Origin of the sequence: Microseira sp. BLCC-F43, assembly GCF_041929235.1 — a bacterium.
Classification (GTDB): domain Bacteria; phylum Cyanobacteriota; class Cyanobacteriia; order Cyanobacteriales; family Aerosakkonemataceae; genus Microseira.
Genome location: NZ_JBHFNP010000031.1, coordinates 24,464 through 46,934 on the forward strand (window position 1 = coordinate 24,464; position 22,471 = coordinate 46,934).

Here is a 22,471-nt window from a genome sequence, read left to right on the forward strand (position 1 = left end):
AAGGTTGGGCGGAACAGACTACAACTAGCAACCAAGTTAAAACCGAAGCACATAAACCGATATGGCGCGACAAGTAACCAAAAAAACTGGTGCCAAGAAGCAAAAGCGGAACGTACCCAACGGGATAGCCTACATCCAATCAACCTTCAACAACACCATAGTCACAATTTCCGATCAAAATGGGGATGTAATCTCCTGGGCTTCTGCCGGGTCTAGCGGCTTCAAGGGTGCCAAGAAGGGAACGCCCTTTGCAGCGCAAACCGCAGCCGAAGGAGCAGCTCGCCGAGCGATGGACTCCGGAATGCGGCAGATAGAAGTAATGGTCAGCGGGCCGGGAGCAGGCCGCGAAACCGCGATTCGAGCGCTTCAGGGTACTGGATTGGAAATTACTCTAATTCGGGACATTACTCCCATTCCCCACAACGGCTGTCGCCCACCTAAGCGGCGTCGCGTTTAGAAGATTTTAGATTTTAGGTTTTAGATTTTGGATTGAAGTTAACCGGACAAAAAACAAAAAACCAAAGCAACCTTGGGGTTATTTCTTGAATCCAAAATCGTTTCATCCGCAAGGGGGTGCAACCCGATGAATCTAAAATCCTTTCATCCAAAATCCAAAATCCACAAAGGGTAGGGGGATCGCTCTGTGGCGCAATTTCAAATTGAATGTGTCGAGTCTAGCACTGAGAAAAATCGAGGTCAATACAGCAAATTTGTAATCGAGCCGCTAGAAAGAGGTCAAGGGACAACCGTTGGCAACGCTTTGAGGCGGGTGCTGCTATCTAACCTGGAAGGATGTGCAGTCACGGCGGTTCGCATTGCCGGTGTGAATCACGAATTTGCCACAATTCCGGGAGTGCGGGAGGATGTGCTGGAAATCCTGCTCAACATGAAAGAAGTAGTTTTCAAAAGCTATACCTCCCAACCCCAGATTGGTCGGTTAGAAGTCACGGCAAACAACGGCCCTGTAATCGTTATGGCGGGGCAGTTTAACATGTCTTCTGAGGTACAGGTGGTCGATCCGGCGCAGTACGTCGCCACCTTGGCACAAGGAGGCAAACTGGAAATGGAATTCCGGCTAGAAACCGGGAAGGGATATCGCTCCGTAGATCGGGGTCACGACGAAGCCACAGCCTTGGACTTTCTCCAGATCGACGCGGTTTTTATGCCAGTGCGGAAAGTCAACTACAGCGTTGAAGAAATTCGCGGCGATGGCGATCGGGAAAAAGACCGTCTGCTGATGGAAATCTGGACAAATGGCAGCATGTCACCCGAAGAAGCACTCTCCCAGGCAGCGAATATCTTGGTAGATCTGTTCAACCCACTCAAAGACATCAAGACCATCCCTCCAGAAATAGATGATTCCGGTGATGTAGAGCCTCAAATTCCGATTGAGGAATTGCAACTCTCGGTGCGGGCTTATAACTGCCTGAAACGGGCTCAGATTAACACAGTAGCAGATTTGCTGGGCTACACCTACGAAGACTTACTGGAAATCAAAAACTTTGGTCAAAAGTCGGCAGAAGAAGTGAGTGAAGCCCTACAGCGACACTTAGGAATTACCTTGCCGCAGGAAAAAGCAGCAAAACCTAATGGCTAATTGCTAATGGGTAATTGGTAATGGCAAAGAAAACCAATGACCAATTACCCATTACCCATTACCAATCACCGATTACCAATTACTAGCTAACAATCACTATGCGTCACGGTCGTCGCGTTCCTCAACTTGGTAAGCCAGCAGATCAGCGTCGGGCGCTCTTAAGAGCGCTGACAACCCAACTGCTGCGTCACGGTAGGATCGAAACCACAAAAGTAAGAGCTAAGGCAGTTAGGTCTGAGGCTGAAAAAATGATCGGTTTAGCCAAGGATGGCTCTTTGGCAGCGCGCAGACAAGCGTTGGGCTATATCTACGATAAAGATCTCGTCCACGCGCTGTTTGATGAAGGACCAAGTGGAGCAAAAGCTCGCTATGGCAATCGCGCTGGTGGCTATACCCGCATCCTGCGAACCGTCCCTCGCCGGGGCGATAATGCCGAAATGGCAATTATTGAACTGGTTTGAGGTAATTGGTAATGGGTAATGGCGTTCCCAGGCTCTGCCGTGGGAACGAGGGTAATGGAATCAGTAATGGAAATTACGCGATCGCCTTTTTACCAATTACCAATCGGCAACAAAATGGACAACGGACAGCAGATCACAGGCAAGCAGCGAGTCGCCCTGGTAATTCAATACCTGGGCACACATTTTCATGGGTGGCAACGGCAAAAGAGCGATCGCACGGTACAAGAGGAAATCGAAAACGTACTTTCTGGTATTCTCAATCATCCCGTGACGCTGCACGGCGCCGGTCGAACCGATGCCGGAGTTCACGCCGCCGCCCAAGTGGCTCATTTTGACCACAGCAGTTCCATCCCTGCCGACAAGTGGGCGGCAGTTCTCAATACTCAACTGCCGAAAGATATATTAATTCTGGCATCTGCTGCCGTAGATTCTCACTGGCACGCCCGCTTTAGTGCCAGCTGGCGGCGCTATCGCTATACGATCTATACAGACGCGCAACCGAACTTGTTCCTCCGACCCTTGGCTTGGCATTATTATTATGCCCCGCTCGACGAATCGCTGATGCAAGCGGCGCTTAACCCACTAATCGGTCACCACGATTTGGCTGCCTTTCATCGCGCAAATTCTGGTCGATCTCATTCTAAAGTCGAGGTGCAGGAAGTAGTGTGCTACCGGAAAGGGCCATTGATTCACATCGAAATTCAAGCCGATGGATTTTTGTATGGCATGGTGCGACTACTCGTGGGGTTGCTAGTTCAGGTGGGTCGAGGCGATCGCTCAGAAGCAAATTTTACCTCGCTCTGGGTACACCAAAAGCGATCTGAAGTCAAGTATGCAGCTCCACCACAAGGCTTGTGTCTGTTGCGGGTCGGCTATCCGGAATTTCCATTGGCAAAAGAAATCTGGTTTGACAACCAGCCCAAATTTGTTTTTTGCTAATCGGTAATGGCGTTCCCAGGCTCTGCCGTGGGAACGAGGGTAATGGTAAAATATAAAGTTTTTGACCAATTACCAATTACCAATTAGCGATCGCTATCACGAGAAAAAGATGAACAAAACCTACCTTCCTAATAAAGATACCCTCGAGCAACAGTGGTACGTTGTAGATGCTGCCAATCAAAGATTGGGGCGTCTGGCTAGCGAAATTGCCGCGATCTTGCGGGGGAAAAACAAGCCGACTTATACCCCCCATATGGATACGGGGGATTTCGTGATCGTCGTTAACGCCGAGAAAGTAATGGTCACTGGGAAAAAACGTTCCCAAAAAATTTATTGGCGCACTTCCCAAAGACCAGGGGGTATGAAAACCGAGACTTTTGCTCAATTACAAGCACGCATACCAGAACGGATAGTCGAACACGCCGTGCGCGGGATGCTGCCAAAAAATTCCCTCGGTCGCAGCTTGTTTACCAAGCTGAAAGTATACGCTGGGCCAGACCATCCCCACGCGGCTCAAAAACCCCAAGCATTGAAAATTAACACCATTCCAGGAGAAGAATAATGCAAGCAACAGAAGCAAGCGATCGCGTCATGTACTGGGGCACCGGGCGTCGCAAATCAGCCGTAGCCCGCGTGCGCCTAGTGCCCGGTAGCGGTCAAATGACAGTCAACGGAAAACCAGGGGATCTATACCTCCAGTTCAACACCGCCTTTCTGTCCCTCGCCAAAGCCCCTTTGGAAACCTTGGGACTGGAAAATGAATACGATGTCCTCGTCAACGCCCACGGTGGCGGCGTCTCAGGTCAGGCAGATGCCATTCGCTTAGGCGTGGCTAGAGCTTTGTGTCAATTAGACCCAGACAACCGCAAGCCGCTCAAAACCGAAGGCTATCTCACCCGCGACCCACGGGCGAAAGAGCGCAAGAAATACGGCTTGCATAAAGCTCGCAAAGCACCTCAGTACTCTAAGCGTTAAAATATGGTATAGGAGTCAGCACCCCGCTCTAAAGAGACGGCGGCTCACTGCCTCATCTTTTTAGGTAGCTGACCAGCCATAGTCCCGACAATGGGGAAACGAAGTTATCAGTAAGCGTTCAAGTTCCTACCTACAAATGCGTAGCCAGTTTGTAGCTCTAGAACTCGGTCGTTAAACAGTTTTACTCGGGGTAAGACAGTGCGACTGAGATAGTACCGACCGATAACAATGGCCTTGGCTAACTTTACCCCAGCAATGGGCGTTTCGGGGACAACCATATCCCCACCGAGGGGCAACCATACCCCTATAATCCGCGCCGGGTACAGCAATTAAAATGGCTCGTTAAGTATTTCATCCCCACTTAAAAGATGGGGGTTTGCATACTCCCGCAGGTTTAAGGTGATTTCAGATGGGAGATTGCAGATTGCAGATTTAAGCTGGAGAGCTTTCTTAAAATCTAAAATCTGAAATCTAAAATCTGAAATTACCAATTACCAATTACCAATGACCAACCAGAGAAATTTGTCGAGGAGCGAACAAAATGCCAAAACCTGATATTCACCCTAAGTGGTACCCGGAAGCCAAAGTTTACTGCAACGGTCAAGTTGTGATGACCGTTGGTTCCACCCAGCCAGAACTCCACGTAGACGTGTGGTCGGGTAACCATCCCTTCTTCACCGGCACCCAAAAAATCATCGACACCGAAGGTCGCGTTGAGCGCTTCCTGCGTAAGTACGGCATGTTGGAAGGTGGCGACCAATCTCCAGCTGGTGGTACTGGCGGCAAAAAGAAACGGTAGCGGGATAGTCATTTGTCTGTAGTCCGTTGTCCGTAGTCTTCTACTGACAACCGACGCTTAACTTATTTTTCGAGCTTGTTTAATCAACGACAACTGACAACTGACAACTGACTATGGCTGAAACTTACCTGCTAGACAAACTTAAATCCGTTGAGCTAACTTTTAACGAACTCAACCGCAAATTAGCCGATCCAGATATTGCTTCCGATCCTCAAGAGTATCAAAAAGTAGCCAAGGCGCGCTCCTCCTTGGAAGAAGTGGTTAATACTTATGAAGATTGGAAAAAAGCCACCGAAGATCTGGTAGGAGCTAAACAAATCCTCAAAGAAGCAAGTGGCGACCCAGAGTTGCAGGAAATGGCATCTTTGGAAGTCAAAGAATTAGAGGAAAAAATAGAGCATTTAGAAAATCGCCTCAAGATCTTACTTCTGCCCCGCGATCCCAATGATGATAAAAACATCATGTTGGAAATTCGAGCCGGGACGGGTGGTGATGAAGCGAGTATCTGGGCGGGTGACTTACTGCGGATGTACTCGCGCTACGCCGAAACTCAAGGCTGGAAAGTAAAACTGATGAGCGAGTCGCTAGCTGAGATGGGCGGCTTTAAAGAAGCCGTGTTGGAAATTCAGGGCGACCAAGTTTACAGCAAGCTGAAATTTGAAGCTGGGGTTCACCGCGTGCAGCGGGTTCCTGTAACTGAAGCGGGCGGACGGGTTCACACTTCAACGGCTACCGTGGCGATCATGCCGGAAGTCGATGAGGTGGAAGTGCATATCGACCCGAAGGATATTGAAATGAAAACTGCTCGTTCCGGCGGTGCTGGCGGACAAAACGTCAACAAGGTGGAAACGGCGGCTGACTTGTTCCACAAACCGACGGGTATTCGCATTTTCTGTACGGAAGAGCGAAGTCAGCTGCAAAACAAAGAACGGGCGATGCAGATTTTGCGAGCGAAGCTTTATGAAATGAAGCTGCGCGAACAACAAGAAGCAGTCAGGTCGATGCGACTGATGCAAGTCGGTACGGGTTCCCGTTCGGAAAAAATCCGCACTTACAATTACAAAGATAATCGCGCTACTGACCATCGCTTGAATCAGAATTACACCCTAAGTACGGTGTTGGAAGGTGACTTGGAGCCTGTGATTCAAGCCTGCATTAGCCAAGACCAGCAGGAACGCTTGGCTGAACTGGCGGCTTCTGGGTCTTAATGCAATTGATTGAGTGAAAATTACAGAGGAAGAGTCAAAGGTAATTGAAATGCCAGAATTTTTGCATGTTAATTCTTTAACTTTACCTTCTCTTCCTCTCACAGAAAAACATAATTTACCTAGCTCACCCGCTATATACTTTGCCTTTGGGCAAGCGGGTGAGATTATTTATATAGGTCGTTCCAAAAAATTAGCGGATCAATGCGCCGATCGCTATTGGTATGATGAAATGTATGACATCGAATATACGGACGAAGCGCTGATTGATTTGGAGTATTTTCGCAAGGCTGAACGGCGGCTAATTGTTGATGAAATCGATCTACAGCTTACTTACGAGCCAACCGTTGCAACAAACAACCGCAAGCGCCTTCGTCCGAATCAGGTTGCCGAGTGGGAATTGCGGATTGGTAGGTACCGGGTGTTCTATGATGTTATCAGTGAAGAAAGTCCTGAAATCGTCAGAGTAGTTAAAATTGAGGTTGTGGGCTTTAAAGAACACAACAAACTTTATGTTCGGGGAAAGGAGTTTAACCTATGAAGGTTATTGATGTTTCGTTGGATTCAGTATCTTTAGCTACCGTGCTGACAGAAGCTAGACATCAAAATCTAATTCTGCGAACTCCTGATGGTCTAGAATTTATCCTGGCTGAGATTAATGACTTCGATCGAGAAATTGAGTTAACCCGCCAAAATCGGGAATTTATGGCGTTTCTTGATGAGCGTGGGCAGCAAACAAAAACTGTTTCAGCAGCAGAAGCGCGAGCTAGATTGGGTTTAACTGAGGAATAATATTTTGTCAAGACTTTAGCGCGAACTTGCCAAAGAAAGGGCGGGTTTTGCGGCTAGGCTTTGTTCTATTTCGGCTTCTCGTTTGGCGACTAAAAGTTGGGATTGGCGGTTTTTGAGGGCATCCCAGATGGCGTCTGCCATTTCTACCGGGTAAGGAAACTGTACTAGGTCGTATTCAACTATCTGTGCCAAATACTCGAATTGTGGGATAGTTTGAGTGGTGGCAATTAGTTGCTCTACTGCTTGCTGCCAAGTGGGAAAGGCTCGGTAGCTGAAAAACGAACTGCACGCTTTGTCTTGTTCGTTCCAGTAGGAGACGCAAACCTGATGCGGGAGACAGCGGACTTTTCTCACTTGTTTGACGGCGATACCCAGCGCTTTGAGGGCAAAGGCTGCTTCTTGTGGCGAGATGTTCCACTTTTCGGGGTGGATTTTCCCAGCAGCTGTCAGGCTTTGTCCCGTTTGGCGAGTTTTGCGAGTTTTGCGCCTTTTCATGGTATCCTCATCTGTGAGCGATCGCTCTAAATTTGAATAACACCGCAACCCGATCCCTTAAATGCCGTCGTAGGCTCAATCCGGTCGGGATGACTAAATTGTTATTTATAAATGTAATTATATACTAAAAAGGCTTGTTAGCGCAAGTGGCAAGTTATCCTTTAAAAGGATAAATAATAATAATGTAAGAATTGACCAGTTGACTTGTAGAGGCGGTGGGGTAGCCCTCCAGTGTTGAATATCGAAGCTAGGGATAAACTGATTGCGATCGTAAAAAAGGCTCGTGGTGCGATGAGTCAACGAGCCTTTGGCAAGCTGTTGGGAGTTTCTGCTACAGCAGTTCAGCTTTGGGAAAGGGGCGATACAGTTCCCGACACCGAAAATTTGGCGAAAATAGCTGCGAGATCGGGTTATACATTAGAAGAACTACTTGGTTTTTTGGAGGGTAAACCCCTGTCAGAACCCTCTGAAATTAATCAAATTCTCAATAAAATTAAAGTCATGCCCCTGTCTCAGGTGGCGATGATTAGTAGAGCGGTGGCGGATAGATTTTCTGAGGAAGCTGAATCTTTGGGAGGGTGAACTAGAAAATTACTGTGAACGCAGAAGGAAAAGAGAAGCTAATCGAGGTTGTAAAACGGGCGCGTGGCGAGATGAGTCAGCGGGCGTTTGGTAAGCTTTTGGGAGTCTCTGCGACTGCGGTGCAACTGTGGGAAAAGGGGCAAACTATCCCAGATACAGAGAATTTGGCTCAAATTGCAGTTAGAGCAGGCTTCACGATGGAAGAGCTACTTTGTTACCTGGAAGGGAAGCCACTGCCAGAACCTGTGGATTTGAATGAAATGCTGAAAAAAATTCAATGTATGCCTATTAGTGACGTGGCAGTGCTTGGTCAAGCTATTTTGGAGCGACTCGCTGCTGCTGCTAAGTCTTCCAACGAGCAAGCAAAAGCTAGTTGAACCGATCGTAGAGCGTATTCATATAAGTGATATATTGTCAATAACTGTTGGTGAGTGGAATAGCCAATCCAGTGTTGAATATTGAAGGGAGAGTGATTACTAGGAACGCAAAAACTTAGACATTTTCTGAAAAAGTACTACATCTCGCTGTAATAATATTTAACTATTAGCGCTGGATATCGCCACGGCTGGTGATGGTTATAATTGGTTATGACGCTCGGCAACACGGCTGGTATTCGATTAAGATTTAAGCTTTGTTTAAAGGACATTTTTCTCTGTTGTTAACCGCCATTAAAACCAAGCTGAAATTGACCGAATCCCAAAAAGTTTTGATGGCAAAACATGCGGGAATATCTCGGTTTACTTATAACTGGGGGCTAGCAACTTGGCAAGCTTTATACCAATCGGGACTTCAGCCAAATCATTACCTGCTAAAGAAATTCTTTAATAATGAAGTTAAGCCGCTTTTTCCTTGGATTAAAGAAAAAGGTATCTGTCAAAAAATTACTGAATTTGCGTTTGAGAATTTAGGGAAAGCCTTTAAAAACTTTTTTGCTCGGCGAGCAGAATTTCCCAAATTTAAAAGGAAAGGCTGTCATGAGAGTTTTACAATCAATGCCGGGGGAAAACCAATTGCCATAGGCGGAAACCGAATTAAATTACCAACGATTGGATGGGTGTCAACTTATGAATCTTTACCTCACACCACAACAACCAAGGTTACTATATCCCAAACAGCGGGCGATTGGTATATTGCTTGCGCTTATGAAATCTACCCAGAAATCACCTCTAAAAAATCTGATTATGTCGGGGTAGATTTAGGAATAAAAAATTTAGCTAATTTATCAACAGGAGTAGTTTTTGTCAATCCCAAAGCCTTAAAAAGAGGCCAAGCGCTTTTAAAGAGATTGCAACGTCAAATTGCTAGAAAAGTTAAAGGGAGTAATCGCTATAAAAAACAAAAACTGAGGATAGCTAAACTGCATAGAAAAATTGCTAATATTCGTACTGATGCAACGCATAAAGCAACCACATATATCTGCAAAAACCACGCAGTAGTTGCTTTAGAAGACTTGAATACCTCTGGAATGTTAAAAAATCATCGGTTAGCTGGTGCCCTCAGGGATGCTAATTTCTCAGAATTTCGGAGACAGGTTGAATATAAAGTTATTAGATACGGTGGAACTCTCATCATAGTTGATAGATTTTACCCATCTAGTAAAACTTGTTCAAGTTGTGGAGAGGTTCAAGACATTAGTTTGGCTCAACGTGTTTATGTTTGCCATAATTGTCAGCTAAGTATTGACCGAGACTTAAATGCATCTAAAAATTTAGAGAAATATGCACGGAGGGCTAAGCCGTGCCTGGACGTTAAGGGATAACCCCTCCCATGCTCCTGATGAAACGTCAAGTAATGTCTAGTTTTGTCTAGATTTTATCTAGCAGATAAACTGATTGCGATCGTAAAAAAGGCTCGTGGTGCGATGAGTCAGCGAGCTTTTGGCAAGCTGTTGGGAGTTTCTGCTACAGCAGTTCAGCTTTGGGAAAGGGGCGATACAGTTCCCGATACCGAAAATTTGGCGAAAATAGCTGCGAGATCCGGTTATACCTTAGAAGAACTACTTGGCTTTTTGGAGGGTAAACCCCTGTCTGAACCTTCTGAGATCAATCAAATTATTAATAAAATTAAAGTCATGCCTCTGTCTCAGGTAGCGATGATTAGTCGAGCTGTGGCGGATAGATTTACTGAGGCGGCTGAGTCTTTGGGAGCGTGAACTAGAAAAGTACTGTGAACTCACAAGGAAAAGAGAAGCTAATCGAAATTGTCAAACGGGCGGGTGGCGAGATGAGCCAGCGAGCGTTTGGTAAGCTTTTGGGAGTGTCTGCGACTGCGGTGCAACTGTGGGAAAAGGGGCAGACTATCCCAGATACAGAGAATTTGGCTCAAATTGCAGTTAGGGCAGGGTTCACGATGGAAGAGCTTCTTTGTTACCTCGAAGGGAAGCGGCTGCCAGAACCTGTGGATTTGAATGATATGCTCAAGAAAATTCAGTGTATGCCGATCGGTGACGTGGCAGTGCTTGGTCGAGCGATATTGGAACGACTCGCTGCTGCTGCTAAGTCTTCCAACGAGCAAGCAAAAGCTAGTTGAACTGCTTCTAGTGCCTATTCATATAAGTGATATATTGTCAATAACTTTTGGTGAGTGGAGTAGCCCTTTAGTGGTGAAAATCCTTGAAAACTGACACCATCTTCTATAACTTGTTTCAGGCATTTCCTAGTATCTTCTTTGAACTAATTGAACGTCCGCCTGGAGAAGCCAATTTTTATGAGTTTACTTCCAGAGAAATCAAACAACTATCCTTCCGCCTTGATGGTTTATTCTTACCCAGCACTAACGACCTAAAAAAACCCTTTTATGTCGTAGAAGTGCAGTTTCAACCGGATGAAAATTTATACTACCGCTTATTTGGGGAACTGTTTCTATTTTTACGACAATATCAGCCACCCTATCCCTGGCAAGTGGTGGTAATTTATCCCAGTCGCACTGTGGAAAGGCTGCAAACTCTTCAGTTTGGCGAATTGCTTAACCTCAACCGCGTCAAACGTATTTACTTGGATGAGTTAGGGGAAGCTGCCGAAAGTTCTTTGGGGGTGGGAGTTGTTAAGCTGGTGATAGAGTCTGAAGAGACAGCACCCCCAACTGGCAAGATGGTTAATTGAGGAAGCTAGGGAACATCTAACAGATGAAGGGATAAGACGTGACCTAATCGATCTAATTGAGACAATAATAATTTACAAATTACCGCAAAAGAGCCGTAAGGAGATTGAAATTATGTTAGGTTTAGCTGAACTCAAACAAACGAAAGTTTATCAGGAAGCCAAGGAAGAAGGTAAGCAGCAAGGTAAGTTAGAAACTATACCGAGACTGCTAGAGTTGGGTTTGAGTTTGCAGGCGATCCCAGAAGCCTTAGATTTACCTCTGGAACTCGTTCAACCAGTAGCAGAGCTGTTTTACCAACAGAATATTACCGCTTTTATCGAGTTATTAAAGAATCAGCGATCGCTATTTTCTGCTGAAGACTTAGCTGAGTTGGCTGGGTTAATTGCACCATTACCGGATCAAATTGAAGATTTATCGAGTGCCATATCCCTTTGGTGCAAACAGGAACAGCGTTCAGCACAGCGTAATGCTCTCAAGCAGGTGCGTCAAACTCTCAGTAGCGATACCCTTATTGGTGAGGTTAATAGTTCTGAGTTGGCGATTAATAAACAAATGCTGCTAGAAAGTATCGAACTCAGAGAGTTGGATAATTGAAGCAGCTAGAAATTAGTTTGAAGCGATCGCTTGACCTTAAGGACTCGACGGTGGATGCGATCGCGCAGGATAGTTTGTTGCTGTGTTAGTTGGCTTTCTGCTTCTCTGTTGATTTGTGATGCTTTTGCTGGCGAAGAAGTGCCCAAAGAGCGCCTAAAGTACCAAAAGCTAATAGATTCAGTGCGGAAGTTGGTTCAGGAACTCTGGCTGCATCCGACTGTTCCAGGGTAATGTTGTCAATAGCCACATATGCTGGTGTATTCAAGCCGAATGGACCAATATCTGATGAGGTCACTGCGAAAGATAGCCTACTGGCTTTTTTCAAACTAGATAAGTCAACCAGTTCCCATGTATCGACGATATAGTCCTTTGAATTGTCTTCAAAACGATAGTCCGCTAAATAGAAGTCAACGCTACCGACTGTTGCATTTTTTTGATCAAGACCTGTGATGGTCAACAGGAAAAAGTCTGGATCGTTACCACTGACTCCACCAAACTTCTTGGCGAATTGATCTCCATTAAGCATTGATAATACGGCATAAGTCGTATTAGTAATTCGAGCTGACTCGACACTAAAGCCAGATGGTAAATCGATGTAGCTACTACCAGGGAAAGTTGTACCAGGAAAATTCACATAACCGACCCCGTAGTTGCTCGAACCAGCAAAGCCTCCTCCAGTATAGGCACTGTATTGATTGGTAAATCCTGGCGTCGTTGTATCAGTTGTGTTGGAATAAGACCAACCAAACCAACTGTCAAATTTTGGGTTGTAGCTGTTGTTGAAAAAAGCCCCTCTACTTGTAAACCCACCACCACCATCAGAACCGTTGTAGAAAGATTGTGGCGGTAAAGTTAAGTCTTCAAAGTCAACAACTCGTTGTGCTAAGGCTGATGGAGAAGCCATAGCTCCCAGACCTATTGCCAACGCATAAAATATAAATTTGATTTTCATTATTTTTTATCCTCCACAAAACAAGTTTTAAGTTCTCCTATTAATTTACACAAAAAAATCCTATCTATCCCATCTTCACAGAATATTTAAACATCTGTTTATTCTTAACACTTATGTTTGTAAATAATAATTAATTGTAAACAAAAGGTAACAAACTCTCTAAAGCAATCGTGGCAGTGTTTGCGGCAGTCTGGTTGACTAAATAGAGTTCACCAGAGAAAAGTTACTTTTCTCCTTACCCTGATGTTTTTCCTAATTTTTGCTTCAGGTTAATCATACGATAGATTTATAGACGCGATCGCTTTACCTTAAGGAATGGAGGCACAGATGCGATCGCTGATTAATTTTGTGGCTACATTAGTTGGCTTTCGGCTTCTGTGTTGGTTTGTGCTGCTTTTGTTGGCGAAGAAGTGCCCAAAGAGCGCGAAGAAGTGCCCAGGGTTAGTAAACCTAGCGTGGCAGAAGGAACGGGCACTTTTGTCGGTTCTTGTGGTGGAGGTGTTTCTTCGCAGTTGACATTGATCATATTAGTTTTTGCTAAATTAATTCCAGTAAATCGCCGTTCAAAAAGAACAAAGACTTCGGCAGGATCGCCCGCTTTGGGCGAACTTCACAAAAATTGAAGGCGGAAACCCACTACATGCGCGGGGTGGCAGGAAGCCGTAGGCACTTTTAAGTGCCGTCATTGTTTGCCCCATGTGCTACAACTTTTTCATGCCGAAATCAACAAAGGCACTGTATGCTACGCAGAAACGGCTAGGCAGTAGGCAAGAGATGGCGCGTAATCTCGCAAACCGTAGCACAATGGGGCTGTCCGGGGTATCGAGGTTGTAGAAACTGGCATCGAGGTGCAACACCGGCAGTTTCATCAATAAACTATATTTATAGCTTGTCTCTCAGTGAGTATACGGAGCCGCTTCACACTATCTTCATAAAAGGGGACAGAAGTCTGACAAAGGTAGCGGTGTATCTACCGAGAAGGAGAGCGTGAGCAAAAGAAACCCGGTTTCTCTAAGAAACCGGGTTTCTATGTAGTGCGGGCTATTTTATTTAGCCTTAATTCTGGCTTGCTTTACCATATCAATCAGTGTATGGTGAGCATCTTCGGCATCTTTTAATACATGGTCAAATTGGATGCGGACGGGTACAGCAGCACCGTTCACCTGCGCGTTCAAATCCATGCCTTCTGAGTCGATGGATAACATCTGGGCGGCGGTGGCATCTGTTAAATTACTGAATGCTTTGGCATAAAGTAATACCGCGTCGGCGTGGTCGTCATTCATGTGGGAGCAAATGCGTTCGCTCACAGCGGCAGAAAACTGTTCAGACATGAGAAACTCCATCAGCTATCCTGTTGAATTTTACAGCGGATTGCAGCCGTTGATGGTACACCTTCGTGTGCCAGCAGCATTAATGCTGCTGGCACAGGAAGCGAAAATGCTGTACCAAGACGAGGCAAGCAATCCGCTGTACTATCCTATGTCGCGGTATGTTGAAAATGGGATGTGACAGGATTAAACAACCATGAAAGACAAGCATGTATTAGTCACCGGCGGTACTGGCGGACTGGGGTTGGGCGTGACGCCAACAGTTCTCGCCCAAGGTGCAACATCGGTAACCATTCCTGATCTCAATTTTCCTCAAGGGGATTCTAACGCCGAAGGATTTTGACAGGATTCAATTTATACTTAGCAATCTCACCGATGAAGGTTCGGTAGAGAACTTAATTAACCGCATGGAACGGGTGGATGTGCTAATTCACCTCGTGGGTGGTTTTTCGATCGGTAAAACCCACGAATACAGCTTTACAGATTGGAAACAACAGCTGGATTTAAACCTGAATACGACTTTTTTAGTTTGTCAGCACAGCCTGAAAAAAATGGTACAAAATGACTGCGGACCCATCGTCACCGTTGGTTCGCGGGGTGCCGTACAACCGGGGGGACAAATGGCAGCATACTGCGCGTCTAAAGCGGGAGTGGTAGCATTGACGCAAGCGATCGCCGACGAAACCAAAAACACTAACATCACCGCCAACGTCGTCCTACCCACCATCATCGACACCCCCAGCAACCGACAAGCAATGGGGGAAGAAAATGCTTCTAAGTGGGTAAAACCGGAATCTTTAGCGCAAGTCATTTGTTTCCTAGCGTCTGAAGCAGCTAAAGATGTGAGAGGCGCTGCTATTCCTGTTTATGGCAATATTTAGCGAATATGGGGGAACGAGGAGAAGAGATTACTTGCCAATCTGCCTCATTTGTAGCATCAGGCGATCGCGCTGTAGGTACTTTTAGTGCAGTGCAATTGTTGATTTGGGACTTGAACTGGGTACTTTAATAGTTAATTGACACTCCCATGACTGCGCTGCTTACGTCGCTAAAGTCGTGGGATTCTTGAGCTGGTATTGCCCCGTTCTGGTTGCCCATACTTGAGGTCTTACACATCATGTCCCAACCGAGCTTACTAGAATATCACTTGCTATCTAGATGCCCACTTAAGGTTGGCTCTCCAAGCGTTTTCTGCTTTGCAGCAGAAGTTTCGGTATGCCCTACCGTACCTGCCTTACAGCGAAATCTTTTTGGGTTGTCGCAATCCGTTGGGTATTGCCTAGCTGTTTTACGAGTTATCGCCATAGGCTGTCCTGTGGCACTGTTTGAGCCATATTTGTCGGGCAGGTCCAGTGGGTTTTTCAGCCTGTAAGAGTGGTGGGATTATACCATACAACAGAAAACTGCTGCCCGTGTCGCGTTTCATCCCACGACTAAAAGTCAGTGCGCTTTTAGGCTGCCAGACTATTCTGTAAGTCTAAAAAAACTCTGTTCCTACTTCCCAAGGCAATTAAGTCAAGTGGGTTGAGAGTTAGAGCATCAACTGATGCCAAAAAAACACAGATTAATTAAAGAGTTGAGTTTATGTACCCTAGATCGCAGAAACTCCCACAAGAGTTGCATAACAGTCAGCAACTATTGCAAAGCATCGTTGATAATACAAATGCCTGTATTTTTGTCAAGGAATTTAGGCAGACAAACGGCACTTATTTATTAATAAATCAGCAGTTCGAGACTTTGTTTAACATCAGCCGCGAAGAGATTCGGGGTCAGACCGATTACGATATTTTTCCGCCAGAAGCGGCAGAAGCTTTCCGACAAATAGATCTGCAAGTTTTTGCAAGCGGCAAATTAATCGAATTAGAAGAGTTGGTGCCTCAAGCAGATGGAATACACACCTACATTTCCCTCAAGTTCCCGCTTTTGAACGGCGAGGGGAAGCCTTACGCCGTCTGCGGCATTGCTAGAGATATTACTGATCGCAAACAGGCCGAATTAGCGCTGCAACAGGCTAAGGAAGAATTAGAAATTAGAGTTGTTGAACGCACTGCCAAATTACAGCAGACAGTTACTAGGTTACAGCAAGAAATTCGGGAACGGGAAAAAGCAGAAGCAAGACTGAGACAACTGTTTGAAAAATCAGCCGATGCCATTTTAATTTTTGATGGGGGAGTGTTTACAGACTGCAATCAAGCTGCCGTTGAAATGATGCGCTGCGCCAATAAAGAGCAGTTATTATCCCTACATCCGTCTGAGATTTCGCCTTTGACTCAACCTGATGGTCGTGGTTCATTCGAGAAAGCCAATGAATTGATTGAAACGGCATTGCAAAAAGGCAGTCATCGGTTTGAGTGGGTGCATCGCCGCATGGATGGAGAAGATTTTTGGGTAGAAGTTTTACTCACGGCGATCGCAGTAGATGGTAGGCAAATACTTCATGCAGTTTTGCGAGAAATAGGCGATCGCAAAGCCGCCCTTGCCGAACTCCAGCACAGTTATAACCTCTTGCAATCGGTGATTGAAAGCACCCCCGATGTCGTTTTTGTTAAAGATATTGAGGGACGCTACGTGATGATAAATTCGGCGTTTGCCGATTTTTTTGGCAAATCAATCAAGGAAATGAATAATAAGAAAGACGCGGAAATATTTGGCAAAAAAACAGCGCTTAAAATGAGAGAAAATGACTTGAAAATTATGAATACAGGCTTGTCCGAGACGATTGAAAAAATTTTAGATTACAAGGATAAAATAAAGACGTATCTAACCACTAAAAGTCCTTGGCGCGATGGGGAAGGAAACATTATCGGTTTGATTGGTATGGCGCGGGATATTAGCGATCGCATTGCCGCCGAAGCAGCATTAGCCGCCAGTGAAGCCAAGTTCCGCAGCATTGTAGAAAATGCCACTGATTTGATTTTCTCTTTCACCACAGACGGATTATTCACTTATCTCGCTCCTAATTTCACCGATATTTTGGGATATGACATCCAGGAGTTTCTAGGACAGTCGTTTGCACGCTTAATCCATCCGGATGATTTGCCGAGGTGTTACGCCTTTTTGGATCGAATTGTAGCAACTGGTCAAAAGCAAGCAGGGCTAGAATTTCGCGCCTTACGGAAAGATGGTAGTTGCTGTTCGATGATAGCTAATACTTCACCGATAAAAGACACCGATGGCAATGTGGTTGGTTTTCAGGGGATCGTGGGCGATATTAGCGAACAGCAAGCTGCGCGAAGCTTCCGCAAAATTGCCGAAAAAGAACAGCGAAGACTCGTTGCCATTCTGGAAGCAACCACCGACTTCGTTGGCGTTGCCGATGCTAACGGATATCATACATACATCAATCAAGCTGGACGCAAAATGGTGGGGTTGGAATTGGATGAAGACATCTCAACCATTAATTGCATGAGTTTAATTGCTCCCAGAGCAATAGAAGCAACGGAAAAGGCAATGTCAATTGCCTTGCAAGAGGGAACTTGGTCGGGTGAAAACGTTCTTTTGCATCGCAATGGGCAAGAAATTCCCGTTTCTCAGGTGATTATGGTACACAAGTCAGAACCGGGAGAAGTTGAGTTTCTTTCTACTATTATCCGCGATATTAGAGAGCGCAAACAGGTAGAAGCAGAATTACAACAGACCCAAAAGTTTTTGCAGTCCGTCTTAAATACTCTGCCAGTTGGGGTAGTAGCAAAGGAAGCCGAAGAATTACGGTTTGTCTTGTGGAATCCAGCCGCAGAAGAGGTGCTGGGTTTAACTGCCGAACAAGCCTTGGGCAAAAATGACTATGACTTTTTCCCCAAAGAACAAGCCGACTTTTTCACTAGCATTGATCGGGAAGTTCTCCAGAGCAAGAAAATTCTGGATATCCCTGAAGAAACCATCCGAAGCGGAACCGGAGAATCGCGCATATTACACACCAAGAAAACAGCGATTTTAGATGCAGAAGGTAACCCCCAATATCTGTTAGCAATTACTGAAGACATCACCGAACGCAAACAAGCAGAAGCAGCCTTGCGGGAATCGGAAGGACAGTTAAGGCAACAAGCCTTCGAGTTAGAGCAAACATTGCGAGAACTTCAACGCACGCAAGCTCAACTGGTGCAAAGCGAAAAAATGTCTGGTTTGGGACAACTCGTTGCCGGAGTTGCTCACGAAATTAACAACCCCACTAGCTTCATCTACGGCAACCTTACCCATGCCGATGAATACATCCAAGATCTGATTTCTCTAGTCGAACTTTACCAGAAACACTATGCCAATCCCCACCCAGAAATTATTGAATGGAGCAAAGCCATAGAGCTAGAATTTTTGTTAGATGATTTGCCCAAATTATTCAAATCCATGAAGTTCGGGGCAGACCGCATCCAGAAAATTGTTTTGTCTCTCCGTAACTTCTCCCGCATGGATGAAGCCGAAATGAAAGCAGTTAACATTCACGATGGTATTGATAGCACTTTGATGATTTTGTCACATCGGCTGAAAGCTCAACCTAACCGTCTGGCTATTGAAATAATCAAAGAATACGGTAACCTACCTTTAGTCGAATGTTATGCTGGACAACTCAATCAAGTCTTTATGAATATTTTGAGTAATGCTATTGATGCTTTGTTAGAGGGTAATACGTCATGGCATTCCCAGGCGGAGCCAGGAAACGAGGGTGATGAACAAGAAAATACCAATTACCAATTACCAATTCCCGATTCCCAATTACCCACAATTCGCATTCGTACCTACTTAGATAATAATTGGGTGGTAATTCGCATTGCCGATAATGGGTCGGGCATGACAGAAACTGTCCAAAAGCGAATATTTGACCCCTTTTTTACTACTAAACCAGTTGGTCAAGGAACTGGCATGGGTTTATCGATTAGCTATCAGATTATCACCTCACGCCATCAAGGGTCGTTGCAGTGTTTTTCTTCACCCGGAAAAGGGACAGAGTTTGAGATTAAAATTCCGCTTAAAGCTTGTTAAACTGGCGGCTAATGGCGTTCCCAGGCAGGAGCTGTGGGAACGAGGCTAATGGCTAATGGCTAATGTTATAAAATGCTATATTATATCATGTTCGGTTGCATCGTTAAAGCACTAAGGTCGCGGGTTTATTTATTCCTGGAGCAAGCCTTCAAATATCTCTCGTAAAACCCGACCCTACTATACACAACCAAAGCTTAAGGAGATGATATTACGAGCCATTAGCAATTAGCAATTAGCAATTAGCAATTAGCAATTAGCAATTAGCTATTGGTCAGCGATCGCTCAAATGCACTCATCCCCTACTGGCTAAATTGTTACATTTGATCGCGAGTTGGGCATTATTAAAGAGCGATATTTTAGCACAAAACCTGTCTTTGGTCAAACCCAAACAGTTAGCAATGACAGCCATCACACCCAGTGAGTGACTCCTATCTGCACGGGGTGGGAATTAACTGGTAAGAGTGAAAACACGGGTTTGCTCAAAAGTAACTTATGTCCGACCAATTGCTGCACCAACAGTTGACAACCTTAAGCCAGCACTTTGCTGAGTTAGAAATAGCGGTAAAGTGCCAACAAGGGCTGAAACGGCAAGAAGTACTCATGACCTTGGTTAGCAAAATTCGCGCCTCCCTGGATGCAGGGTTGATAATGCAATTGCAGCAGCAATCAACTCTAGAAACCGCTGCGGAACTAGAAAATAAGATAGAGGAAGCCACGACTGAGTTACGGCAAACGGTGACAAAGTTGCGCCAAGAGGTTCGCGATCGTACCCGCGCCGAAGAAAAATTACGCGCCGCCGAAGCCACGGCGCGCGAGCGCGAGAAAATGTATCAACAAATACTTGACTCCATCGCCGATATGGTGTTGGTCAAAGCGCCAAAATCTAAAATCTTCTGGGCTAATAAAGCATTCCGCGATTATTACGGCATGACCAACGAGCAACTCCAAGATATCGTTGATGCCCCATTTAACGAGCCGGATTATACTCTCCAATACATCAAAGACGATGCCTATGTATTTGAAACCGGAGAAATATTAGAAATTCCTGCCGAACCCGCGACGCGCCACGACGGCGAAGTACGCCTGTTCAGTACGGTCAAATCCCCCATCCGCAACAAGGAAGATGAGGTAATTATGACCGTGGGCGTATCCCGCGACATCACCTTTCGCAAACAAGCAGAAGCAGCTTTAGCGGAAAGCGAGGCAAAATTCCGCCGCTTTGTCGAAAATGCCAACGATATCATCCACTCTCTTGCACCCGATGGAACCTTCACCTATATCTCTCCTAACGTCACCGAGATATTAGGATATAAACCAGAAGAAATGATGGGAAAATTATTCGTACCCTTTATCCATCCGGAGGATCGCGAGGCTTATATTGACTTTGTCAAAGGCATTATTAAAACCGGACAAAAGCAAGCTGGATTTGAATTTCGCGCTCAACGTAAAGATGGTAGTTGGTGTTGGATGATTGCCAACAGTTCGGCAATCAAAGATGCTGATGGTAATATTGTCGGGCTTCAGGGTATTGTCCAAGATATTAGCGATCGCAAACAAGTTGAAACCGCCTTAATTGAAAGCGAGCGCAAGTATCGCATCTTGGTCGAAACTTCCCAAGACTTAATTTGGGCAACCGATAAGCAGGGGCGATATACCTTTGTCAACGCAGCAGTTAGACAGATTTACGGCTACTCACCAGAAGAAATGATCGGTCGTCCATTCGTCGATTTCATCGCACCCGAAGAATGGCAAAAAGATCTGGAGACTTATCAGCGCGTTTTAGCAGGGGAATCTTTCTTACAATACGAGACGACCCACATGGCTAAAAATGGTAACTCGATCCACCTATCATTTAATGCAATGGTGCTGCGCGACGAAGCGGGAAATGTTATAGGCGCAACTGGAACCGCGAGCGATATTACCAAGCGCAAGATTGCTGAAATCGAACGCGATCGCTTCTTTAATATTTCTCTCGATATGATGTGTATCTGCGATATGGATGGCTACTTTAAGCAAGCCAATCCCGCGTTTGAAACCGCATTAGGATACACGACGGCGGAAATCTTAGCCGCACCTTTTATTAATTTTGTCCATCCCGACGATATAGAAAAAACCCTCAAGCAATTCGATAAAGTTAGCGCGGGTGCGATGGTGGTTAACTTTGAAAACCGCTGGCGCTGCAAGGATGGTGCTTACAAGTGGCTGTCTTGGAAAGCCGCACCGTATCTGCAAGATGGCCTGATTTATGCCATTGCGCGGGATGTGAGCGATCGCAAAGCCGCCCTTGCTGCATTAGCCGAAAGCGAGATGAAGTTCCGCCATTTAGTAGAAAACGCCAATGACCTAATTTACGAACACTCAATCGATGGCATTTTCACTTATCTCTCTCCTAAGGTCAAGGACATTACGGGATTCGACGCAGAAGAACTTCTAGGACGGTCATTTATCCCGATCGTGCATTCTGAAGATTTGCCAGCGACTCAAGCCTTTCTCGACCGAATTGTAGCAACTGGAGATCAGCAGGCGGGGCTGGAACTGCGAGCCAAACGCAAGGATGGCAGTTGGTATTGGATAACGTGCAATATCTCGCCCTTCAAAGATGCCGAGGGCAATATTATCGGCTTTCAGGGGATTGCTCGCGATATCAGCGATCGCAAAATTGCCGAAGCTGCTCTGCAAAACAGCGAGCAACAACTCAAACAAAAAGCACGAGATTTAGAGCAAACTTTACAAGAACTTCAACGCACTCAATCCCAACTGCTGCAAAGCGAAAAAATGTCTAGTTTAGGTCAAATCGTCGCCGGAGTTGCCCACGAAATCAACAACCCGGTTAGCTTTATCTACGGCAACCTCACCCATGCCAAAGACTACATTACCGATCTGTTTTCCCTCATCGGACTTTACCAAAAATACTATCCCAATCCTGTTCCACAGATTCAAAAACAAGCCGAAGCAATCGAGCTTAATTTTCTCATGGAAGACTTGCCCAAATTATTTTATTCTATGAAAGTGGGAGCAGAACGCATCGAGAAAATTGTCGCTTCCCTACGCAACTTCTCCCGCATAGATGAATCTGAGCTTAAAGCCGTTGATATTCACGAGGGGTTAGATAGCACTTTGATGCTGTTGCAACATCGGATCAAAGCCCAACCGCATCGTCCTGGGATTGAGATAATTAAAGAATACGGTAATCTCCCCTTAGTCGAATGTTATGCCCGACAACTCAATCAAGTTTTTATGAATATTTTGAGTAATGCAATTGATGCTTTAGAAGAGGGTAATAGGTCATGGCATTCCCAGGCGGTTCCAGGGAACGAGAGTCATGGGAAAAAAAGTACCAATTACCAATTACCAATTACCAATTACCAATTACCAACAATTCGTATTTCCACGAAAATAAAAGATAATTGGGCGCTCGTTCGCATTGCTGATAATGGAGCGGGGATGACAGAAACTGTCAGGCAAAAATTGTTTGACCCTTTCTTTACAACCAAACCCGTTGGTAAAGGAACTGGAATGGGTTTATCGATTAGCTATCAGATTATCACCGCACGACACAAAGGTTCGTTGCAGTGTATTTCTTCACCCGGAAAAGGAGCGGAATTTGCGCTCAAAATTCCGCTGAAAGCTTGTTAGAAACCCGGTTTTTTAGAAAAGTCGATCCCCCCCAACCCCC

General features: G+C 45.5%; 24 protein-coding genes and 1 pseudogene. 21 read left to right on the forward strand and 4 right to left on the reverse strand.

From position 1 onward, the window contains the following. Positions 1-61: 61 nt before the first annotated feature. The 10 genes from rpsK to ACE1CM_RS05015 all read left to right on the forward strand — a co-directional run bounded on the left by rpsK (position 62) and on the right by ACE1CM_RS05015 (position 6,768). The gene (gene rpsK / locus ACE1CM_RS04970) at positions 62-457 is read left to right on the forward strand and encodes a 30S ribosomal protein S11 (protein WP_226585451.1); all 396 of its coding nucleotides are present in this window, start codon (positions 62-64) and stop codon (positions 455-457) included. A gap of 186 nt (positions 458-643) precedes the next feature. After that, positions 644-1,597 carry a DNA-directed RNA polymerase subunit alpha gene (locus tag ACE1CM_RS04975; RefSeq protein WP_374876299.1) on the forward strand — a complete coding sequence of 318 codons (954 nt, stop codon included), beginning with the start codon at positions 644-646 and terminating at the stop codon, positions 1,595-1,597. A gap of 98 nt (positions 1,598-1,695) precedes the next feature. Continuing rightward, a complete protein-coding gene (rplQ, locus tag ACE1CM_RS04980) occupies positions 1,696-2,058 on the forward strand; it encodes a 50S ribosomal protein L17 (protein ID WP_374876300.1) in 363 nt (120 codons plus the stop codon). A 114-nt stretch (positions 2,059-2,172) separates the two neighbouring features. Continuing rightward, positions 2,173-2,997: a tRNA pseudouridine(38-40) synthase TruA gene (truA, locus tag ACE1CM_RS04985; RefSeq protein WP_374876365.1), complete on the forward strand. Its 825-nt coding sequence runs from the start codon at positions 2,173-2,175 to the stop codon at positions 2,995-2,997. A gap of 109 nt (positions 2,998-3,106) precedes the next feature. Then, positions 3,107-3,559 (forward strand): 50S ribosomal protein L13, encoded by a 453-nt coding sequence (gene rplM / locus ACE1CM_RS04990; protein WP_374876366.1) that lies wholly within the window; start codon positions 3,107-3,109, stop codon positions 3,557-3,559. Then, on the forward strand, positions 3,559-3,972 hold the full coding sequence (gene rpsI / locus ACE1CM_RS04995) for a 30S ribosomal protein S9 (protein ID WP_374876301.1): 414 nt from the start codon (positions 3,559-3,561) through the stop codon (positions 3,970-3,972). Before rplM ends, rpsI begins: the two co-directional genes overlap by 1 nt. A 541-nt stretch (positions 3,973-4,513) precedes the next feature. Next, entirely contained in the window at positions 4,514-4,771 is a 258-nt protein-coding gene (rpmE, locus tag ACE1CM_RS05000; protein ID WP_374876302.1) for a 50S ribosomal protein L31, read from the forward strand. Positions 4,772-4,884: 113 nt separating this feature from the next. Continuing rightward, positions 4,885-5,979, forward strand: a complete 1,095-nt coding sequence (prfA, locus tag ACE1CM_RS05005) for a peptide chain release factor 1 (RefSeq protein WP_374876303.1) — start codon at positions 4,885-4,887, stop codon at positions 5,977-5,979. Positions 5,980-5,992: 13 nt separating this feature from the next. Beyond that, entirely contained in the window at positions 5,993-6,517 is a 525-nt protein-coding gene (locus ACE1CM_RS05010) for a type II toxin-antitoxin system RelE/ParE family toxin (RefSeq protein WP_374876304.1), read from the forward strand. Further along, entirely contained in the window at positions 6,514-6,768 is a 255-nt protein-coding gene (locus tag ACE1CM_RS05015) for a hypothetical protein (RefSeq protein WP_374876305.1), read from the forward strand. The genes ACE1CM_RS05010 and ACE1CM_RS05015 overlap by 4 nt, the downstream gene beginning before the upstream one ends. A gap of 15 nt (positions 6,769-6,783) precedes the next feature. Here the strand turns inward: ACE1CM_RS05015 and ACE1CM_RS05020 are convergent, their stop codons facing one another. After that, a complete protein-coding gene (locus ACE1CM_RS05020) occupies positions 6,784-7,263 on the reverse strand; it encodes a hypothetical protein (protein WP_374876306.1) in 480 nt (159 codons plus the stop codon). A 231-nt stretch (positions 7,264-7,494) separates the two neighbouring features. Here ACE1CM_RS05020 and ACE1CM_RS05025 point away from each other — a divergent pair, with 231 nt between their 5' ends. The 6 genes and pseudogenes from ACE1CM_RS05025 to ACE1CM_RS05050 form a co-directional block, all read left to right on the forward strand. After that, on the forward strand, positions 7,495-7,845 hold the full coding sequence (locus ACE1CM_RS05025) for a helix-turn-helix domain-containing protein (RefSeq protein WP_374876307.1): 351 nt from the start codon (positions 7,495-7,497) through the stop codon (positions 7,843-7,845). Between the two features lie 14 nt (positions 7,846-7,859). Beyond that, complete coding sequence (locus tag ACE1CM_RS05030; RefSeq protein ID WP_374876308.1) at positions 7,860-8,222, forward strand: helix-turn-helix domain-containing protein; 363 nt, start codon at positions 7,860-7,862, stop codon at positions 8,220-8,222. Between the two features lie 254 nt (positions 8,223-8,476). Then, positions 8,477-9,604, forward strand: coding sequence for an RNA-guided endonuclease InsQ/TnpB family protein (locus ACE1CM_RS05035; RefSeq protein ID WP_374876309.1), 1,128 nt, complete (start codon positions 8,477-8,479; stop codon positions 9,602-9,604). Positions 9,605-9,646: 42 nt separating this feature from the next. Continuing rightward, positions 9,647-9,997, forward strand: coding sequence for a helix-turn-helix domain-containing protein (locus ACE1CM_RS05040; RefSeq protein WP_374876310.1), 351 nt, complete (start codon positions 9,647-9,649; stop codon positions 9,995-9,997). Between the two features lie 14 nt (positions 9,998-10,011). After that, complete coding sequence (locus tag ACE1CM_RS05045; RefSeq protein WP_374876311.1) at positions 10,012-10,374, forward strand: helix-turn-helix transcriptional regulator; 363 nt, start codon at positions 10,012-10,014, stop codon at positions 10,372-10,374. A gap of 83 nt (positions 10,375-10,457) precedes the next feature. Then, positions 10,458-11,232, forward strand: a pseudogene (locus tag ACE1CM_RS05050) (Rpn family recombination-promoting nuclease/putative transposase); the annotation flags it as partial. A 394-nt stretch (positions 11,233-11,626) separates the two neighbouring features. On the opposite strand, the gene ACE1CM_RS05055 reads toward ACE1CM_RS05050, so the two are convergent. From ACE1CM_RS05055 to ACE1CM_RS05065, 3 genes are all read right to left on the reverse strand, one after another. Then, positions 11,627-12,493 (reverse strand): DUF4465 domain-containing protein, encoded by an 867-nt coding sequence (locus tag ACE1CM_RS05055; RefSeq protein WP_374876312.1) that lies wholly within the window; start codon positions 12,491-12,493, stop codon positions 11,627-11,629. 352 nt (positions 12,494-12,845) lie between these two features. After that, positions 12,846-13,019, reverse strand: coding sequence for a hypothetical protein (locus tag ACE1CM_RS05060; protein ID WP_374876313.1), 174 nt, complete (start codon positions 13,017-13,019; stop codon positions 12,846-12,848). A gap of 520 nt (positions 13,020-13,539) precedes the next feature. Further along, positions 13,540-13,824, reverse strand: coding sequence for a DUF2470 domain-containing protein (locus ACE1CM_RS05065; RefSeq protein ID WP_374876314.1), 285 nt, complete (start codon positions 13,822-13,824; stop codon positions 13,540-13,542). 52 nt (positions 13,825-13,876) lie between these two features. Here ACE1CM_RS05065 and ACE1CM_RS05070 point away from each other — a divergent pair, with 52 nt between their 5' ends. From ACE1CM_RS05070 to ACE1CM_RS05090, 5 genes are all read left to right on the forward strand, one after another. Further along, positions 13,877-14,002 carry a hypothetical protein gene (locus ACE1CM_RS05070; RefSeq protein ID WP_374876315.1) on the forward strand — a complete coding sequence of 42 codons (126 nt, stop codon included), beginning with the start codon at positions 13,877-13,879 and terminating at the stop codon, positions 14,000-14,002. A 15-nt stretch (positions 14,003-14,017) separates the two neighbouring features. Beyond that, on the forward strand, positions 14,018-14,164 hold the full coding sequence (locus tag ACE1CM_RS05075; protein ID WP_374876316.1) for a hypothetical protein: 147 nt from the start codon (positions 14,018-14,020) through the stop codon (positions 14,162-14,164). A 13-nt stretch (positions 14,165-14,177) separates the two neighbouring features. After that, a complete protein-coding gene (gene fabG / locus ACE1CM_RS05080; RefSeq protein ID WP_374876367.1) occupies positions 14,178-14,702 on the forward strand; it encodes a 3-oxoacyl-ACP reductase FabG in 525 nt (174 codons plus the stop codon). Between the two features lie 703 nt (positions 14,703-15,405). Next, the gene (locus ACE1CM_RS05085; protein ID WP_374876317.1) at positions 15,406-18,795 is read left to right on the forward strand and encodes a PAS domain S-box protein; all 3,390 of its coding nucleotides are present in this window, start codon (positions 15,406-15,408) and stop codon (positions 18,793-18,795) included. Between the two features lie 492 nt (positions 18,796-19,287). Continuing rightward, entirely contained in the window at positions 19,288-22,431 is a 3,144-nt protein-coding gene (locus ACE1CM_RS05090; RefSeq protein WP_374876318.1) for a PAS domain S-box protein, read from the forward strand. The last annotated feature ends 40 nt before the right edge of the window (positions 22,432-22,471 follow it).